Here is a 6188-nt window from a genome sequence, read left to right on the forward strand (position 1 = left end):
TCAATGGGAACGTTTCCGGGTAGCGGGAAGAAAAATAAAACCACTAATATCGCGGTTTCCCTGAGGAAACGACTGGGAGGTCCAACGGGAATGTTGGCCTATGGGGTGCAAGCGAAAACCAATCGCTATCAGGATGGCAATGGAAACGAAAAGTGGTGGGAACCAACCTTTTATGGCATGGTGCAGCTGACCAATTTGGGAGTGTTTGCGCAATGGTTCCCTGATTCCGGTTTGGTGCAAGTGAATCATCTGTCCGATGGCTCACCAGCAGCAGCAACGGTAGAGATATATAAGTCTGAGCTGAATGCTTCCTATCGAGGCTCACCAAAACCCTGTGCGATCGCAAAAACTGACAGAACTGGCACCATCGCCCTAAACAGCCAAGCTCTACGTCAATGTATGAATGGGGCAACGCGCTTCACTAAAGGTCCGCAATTACTGGTAATTGCTAAAGAAGGCAAAGACTGGGCATTTACTCGAACCAATGAATATAGTGGGTATTATGGCTACGGGATTTATTCAGACTGGGACAATGGCAAACCAAAATCCCGAGGCACTATTTTCTCAGACAGACAGCTTTACCAACCAGGAGAAAAGGCTTGGTTCACTGCAGCAGCCTATTATCTAGAAAAAGATAACCTCACCCAAGACAAAAATGCCTCCTATCAGGTCACCCTGGTAGAACCCAATGGTAAGAAGACAGGTTTAGGCACTAAGAAAACCAATGAATTTGGTACCTTTTCCCTAGAATTACCCCTGAAAGAGAATCAACCCCTAGGTTTCTATACCGTCCAGGCCAGGGGAAGCAATGGCAGAGAAATTTCAGGTGGTTTCCGAGTAGCTGAGTTTAATCCTCCTAACTTTAAAGTTGACCTAACCCTTGCTCAAAAATTTGCTAACATGGGCGAGAAGGTGGACGCTAATGTCCAAGGAAATTATTGGTTTGGTTCAAATGTAGATGGGGGCAAGGTGGCTTATTACGTCACCCGCACCCCCGTCTACTTTACTCCAGAAGGATGGGAAGAGTTTTCCTTTGGTCAGCAGTGGTTTTGGCCCCAGGAAAGACCGCAAGTTACCAGTGATGTCCTCCAAACTAATCAAACCTTGAGTGAGTCTGGGGAAAGTAGTCTAACTATTCCGGTGACGAAAGACCTGCCCTATCCCATGACTTACCGGGTAGATTCCCAAGTTACCGATGTCTCGAATCTGTCGGTATCCGATTCTAAAACATTTACAGCTTTACCTAGCGATAAACTAATTGGATTAAAAGGGGATTGGGTGGCGGATGCCGGAAAACCATTCCCTGTAGAAGTGATTGTTACTGACCCCACCGGTAAATTAATTAAAGGACAATCAGTACGCCTGGAACTGCAAGAAATGAAATACAGCAGTGTTACCCAGGTGTTGGCAGGGAGTCAGCGAGAAAAGAATCAGGTGGAATACAAAACCGTTAAAGAGGTAACTGTCCGTTCCGGTAGTAGTCCAAAATCCATCAAGCTCACTCCCCCCTCATCCGGTTCTTATCGAATTCGCGCTAATTTGGCTAAAGCTAAAAATGACTTAGCAGCAACAGACTTACAAATTTGGGCAACCGGTGGAAACTCAGTGTACTGGGGGTCTCGCTATGATAACTCTCGTCTGGATATCAAACTAGACAAGGATAGCTATAAGCCGGGGGAAACAGCTACAGCCTTGATTCAATCTCCCTATCCTGAAGGGGAATTGTATTTTTCAGTAGTTCGGAACAATACTCTCTATCGCAAAGTAGTCAAAGTTAAAGGGGGTGCGCCAGAGATTAAGTTCAAAGTCACTCCCGAGATGGTACCTAATGCAGCAGTAGAAGCAGTAGTAGTGCGCCAAGGCAAACCCCTATCCCAAGTGGAGCCGGGGAGTGTAGAAAATCTGGTGCGGATCGGTTTTGCTCCGTTTAATACCAAGTTGGATGATAACTATCTCAAGGTAACAGAGACATTGCAGTCTAAGTCCATTGAACCTGGTGCTAAGCAAACAGTGGAATTATCATTGCAAAATTCTAAGGGTAAACCAGTAAAGGGACAGTTTACCGTGATGGTTGTCAATGAAGCCATCTTGCAACTGAGTGGCTACCAAGTACCGGATTTAGTAGAGACCGTGTATGCTCAGCAAGATATTTCCACTCGCTTCAGTGATAACCGTCCTAAGGTGGTGCTAGAAAAGCTAGCGACGCGAATGATGGACAAAGGCTGGGGCTATGGTGGAGGAGAGTCTTCTGGCGCAGCTAGTACTCGGATTCGCACGGAATTCAAACCCTTAGCCTACTACAATGGTTCACTGGTAACAGATGCCAATGGTAAAGCAAAGGTAACCTTTAAACTACCAGATAATTTAACCACTTGGCGGGTGATGGCAGTAGCAACGGATGGCAACCTACACTTTGGTAATGGCCAGGCTACCTTTATCACCACCAAGCGGCTGATGGCTAATCCAGTATTACCTCAATTTGCTCGTCCAGGCGATCGCTTTAAAGCTGGGATAGCGCTAATTAATAATACTGGGAAAACGGGAGATTTACAGATTAATGCACAACTGACCGGTGGGGTTCAGTTTGATGGTGGTAAAGGGCCTACGCTGAATCAAAAAACCTCAGCCAAGACCGGAACCAGTGGTTATCGTTTTCCGATGGTAGCCAATAACTTGGGTAAAGCTAAAGTCAAGTTTACGACTAAGCTCAATGGTAATCAAGATGGGTTTGAAGTGCCTTTAGCTGTCAAACCCGTTGACATTACTGAGCAAGTGGTGGAATCGGGAGTAACCAGGAATCAAGTAAAAATCCCAGTGAATATAGCTAGTAACGTGGTACCTGACAGCGGAGGGTTAGAGATTTCCCTGGCTAGTACTCTGATTCCTGAAATTACTGCTCCGGCTAAGCAAGTCTTGGGTAACGAAGACTTACCCTTCTTAGAACCGGTAGCAAGTAAATTAGCGATCGCATCCAATTTGGAAATACTCGGCAAACAATATGGTCAGACCTTTGCTGAGTTTAACCCTAGCCAACAAGGCACTGAGGCTATCAAACAGTTACAGAAACTCCAGCGACCAGATGGTGGCTTTGCCAGATGGCCCGGACAAAAATCCTCAGACCCCTTCGTCTCTCCCTATGCTGCTACTGCTCTAGCTCGGGCTAAAGCAGCAGGATTATCAGTAGATTCCGGGATGGTGAGCCGTCTCCAGAACTACTTGCAGAAAATATTGGCCAATCCTGGTCAGTATGATTATTGCAAGAGCGTAGTGTGTAAGAGTAAGGTGCGATTAGAAGCACTGATGGGATTAGCAGAACTCGGTCAAACCCGCAGTGACTTCCTAGGATACCTTTATGAACAAAGCAGTAACTTCGACCGGGTCACTCAGATTAAATTAGCGCGTTACTTATTACAGTTTCGTCAGTGGCGGAGCCAAGCCCAAACTCTAGTTAATCAGTTTCAGGAAAGCATCTATCAAACTGGGCGTTCAGCTCGGATAAATTTACCCCAAAGCTGGCGTTGGCTGGATTCGTCTACTACTGCACAAGCTCAAGCCTTGCGTCTATTTATTGCCCAAAACAGTTCAGCCGAGGTTCGCAGTAAACTATTACAAGGGTTATTAGAGTTACGGCGAGATGGCACTTGGCAAACTAGCTACGATAATGCCCAAGCCTTGAGTGCCTTAGTAGACTATAGTCGATTACAGCCTACACCCCCCAGCTTTGGAGCAACGGTGCAACTAGCAGGGAAAAAACTTGGCTCAGCCCAGTTCCAGGGGTATAAGAAACCTAGTCAATCGATTCAGGTTACCATGGATAACTTACCCCGAGGTCGCCATGACCTGATTGTCAAAAAATCTGGTTCAGGGACTCTACACTACTTAACCAGCTATCGTTATCGCTTACAAGGCAATCAACCCGGTCGGTTTAATGGATTACGAGTAAACAAGACCATACGTCCCGCTAATCAGGAAAAGGTGTTGCGAAAGATTGGACTGTATGCTCTCAAAGACCCATTAACAGTACCAGCCGGACAAGTGTTTGATATTGGCGTGGAGGTGATTACCGATCATCCAGTGGATCATGTGGTGATCGAAGATCTCTTACCAGCTGGGTTGGAAGCAGTGGATACTAGTTTCCAAACTGCTACTCCTTACTTCCAAGCTCAACAGGATAGCTGGCAAATAGATTATCAGAAAATTCATCGCGATCGCATTGTGGCTTATGCCGATCGATTGGAGGCTGGTGTCTATAATTTACATTATCTGGTGCGCTCAGTTACACCAGGAACCTATTTATGGCCCCCTGCCCAAGCACACCTCAACTATGCCCCAGAAGAATTTGGCAGGTCGGCTTCCTCTACGTTAGTGATTAATGATTAGTGATTAGTGATTAGTAATTAGTTAATTGTTAATTGTTAATTGTTAATTACCATTATGCCTTTGCCTTAAATTGACAAACGAGTAGTGATTGAATACCCTTTTAAAGTTGATGGTGCTAAATCCATATCCGAATCAAAAAACGAATCCCAATAAAAAACCAAATGTCCGCCCCTTGGAGGTCAAGCTAATGTTAGAGTTTAATAAATCTTCAGCTATCGACATCGAGAAAGGAAATTCGACAACAACTCATAATCATGAAACCATTGAAACCGTTGTCAAAACGGAGAATCAGGAAACTAATAAAATAGGCTTAACTCAGCCAAAATTTTGGTCTAAGCCACTGATTGGACATATCGCCTTAACTTCTGTATTGGTTTTACTGATTACTGTAGGAGTAATCTTTCTCTATTCCTTAGGTAACTACCAAACCCAAAAGTGGTTGTTACCCCCAAGAGCACCAGTTGCCTATACTGAGACCATCGCTGAGGCTGCTCCCCTTGAACAAGAAAGAATTAGTGACCAAATCCAAGAAATCCAAGCGCGAGACCAAAGACATTTTAAAATGATGACATTCTTCTACAACAATTACTATATGTCTAAGTTAATGACCTATGGTACAGCGATTGTAGCAGGAATTTGTTTACTCTTTATTATTCGAGCAGGTTGGAATAGTACTCACCCTTATGTGATTAATATCTTCGTAGTGGTTTCAGCATCAGCTATTATGTTTGGAAATCTTCCTGGATTATTCCGGTATGAGGACAGTATTGTCAATAACAAACAGTTATACCTGAACTATGCATCTCTAAAGAATGAGGTAAATAGCTACTTGGTCACAGGTCAAGATATCCATGGTAATCCTAGAGAAATGAAGTACTTCATTAATCACATTGATCAGGAATTAAGTCGATTAAATCAACTACCAATTGGGTTTGAGAGAACTCGACTCTTAGATTATCCCAATTTATATAGCAGCTCTCAATTGGATCAGGGACTTTAGTCCTGGGTTATAGGGAGTAGGGAGTAGGGAGTAGGGAGTAGGGAGTAGGGATGCAGTTGCTGTTTCCGTGTTCAATTTAGTCTAATGATATTTTGGCTGAAATGGATTTTACTAGGTGTTATGCTAGCAGTGAGCATCCTACTCCTAAGGCAAGTCCTCTATGACCGTTGCTCAAGAATCTACTTAGGTCTGAAATATCCAGCACCAGGTAAATTGGTAGATGTGGGCGCTAAACCTTGGCCAATAGGCACGCGCGTCGCGTTCAACCAACCGGTTAATCTACCCTACACCGAACGCCAAAGGCGAACAAGCAAATAACCTTTAACCTAACAACTAACCTAACAACCGGTTAACCTTCAACCAAATAACCTTCAACCAAATAACCTTGGCCAATAGGCCAAGCGATCGCGTTCAACCTAACCACCGAAGTTACGACCCATCCCTAACCCTCTGTTGGCTTTAACCCGATCACCTCTGCCACAGCAGCAGTTGTCGGCTCAATCCCTTCTGTCAATGGGTTGTTGCTGTGTTCGATTGCAGTATCTGGATCTTTGAGACCATTACCTGTCAGTACACAAACCACGGTTGCTCCTGTGGGTACCTGGTCTTTTACTTTCAACAAACCAGCTACTGATGTAGCGCTCGCTGGTTCACAAAAAATTCCTTCTTGGGATGCCAATAACCGATAGGCATCTAAAATTTCTTGATCGGTAACGCTATTAAATGCCCCTTTACTAGCTTCTTGGGCTGCGATCGCTTTTTCCCAGCTAGCTGGGTTGCCCACCCGAATTGCGGTTGCAATGGTTTC

At 44.7% G+C, this 6188-nt stretch carries 4 protein-coding genes; 3 read left to right on the forward strand and 1 reads right to left on the reverse strand.

Annotation, left to right across the window (positions count from 1 at the left end):
• The 3 genes from F6K20_RS20575 to F6K20_RS20585 all read left to right on the forward strand — a co-directional run.
• Positions 1-4380 (forward strand): alpha-2-macroglobulin family protein (locus tag F6K20_RS20575; protein ID WP_502708851.1); only part of this gene is annotated, 4380 nt, incomplete at its 5' end.
• Between the two features lie 187 nt (positions 4381-4567).
• Complete coding sequence (locus tag F6K20_RS20580) at positions 4568-5380, forward strand: hypothetical protein (protein ID WP_131827032.1); 813 nt, start codon at positions 4568-4570, stop codon at positions 5378-5380.
• 84 nt (positions 5381-5464) lie between these two features.
• Positions 5465-5698 (forward strand): hypothetical protein, encoded by a 234-nt coding sequence (locus F6K20_RS20585; RefSeq protein WP_143764178.1) that lies wholly within the window; start codon positions 5465-5467, stop codon positions 5696-5698.
• Positions 5699-5822: 124 nt separating this feature from the next.
• Here F6K20_RS20585 and F6K20_RS20590 read toward each other — a convergent pair.
• Positions 5823-6188, reverse strand: a 366-nt coding sequence (locus F6K20_RS20590) for a threonine synthase (protein WP_287295849.1), incomplete at its 5' end; no start/stop codon positions are given.

Source organism: Moorena sp. SIO2C4 (genome assembly GCF_010672485.1).
GTDB classification, from domain to species: domain Bacteria; phylum Cyanobacteriota; class Cyanobacteriia; order Cyanobacteriales; family Coleofasciculaceae; genus Moorena; species Moorena producens.

Excerpts from the sequence above, each read along its gene's own strand:
- F6K20_RS20580 (WP_131827032.1), top strand. The coding sequence starts at position 4,568 with ATGTTAGAGTTTAATAAATCTTCAGCTATCGACATCGAGAAAGGAAAT.
- F6K20_RS20585 (WP_143764178.1), top strand. The coding sequence starts at position 5,465 with ATGATATTTTGGCTGAAATGGATTTTACTAGGTGTTATGCTAGCAGTG.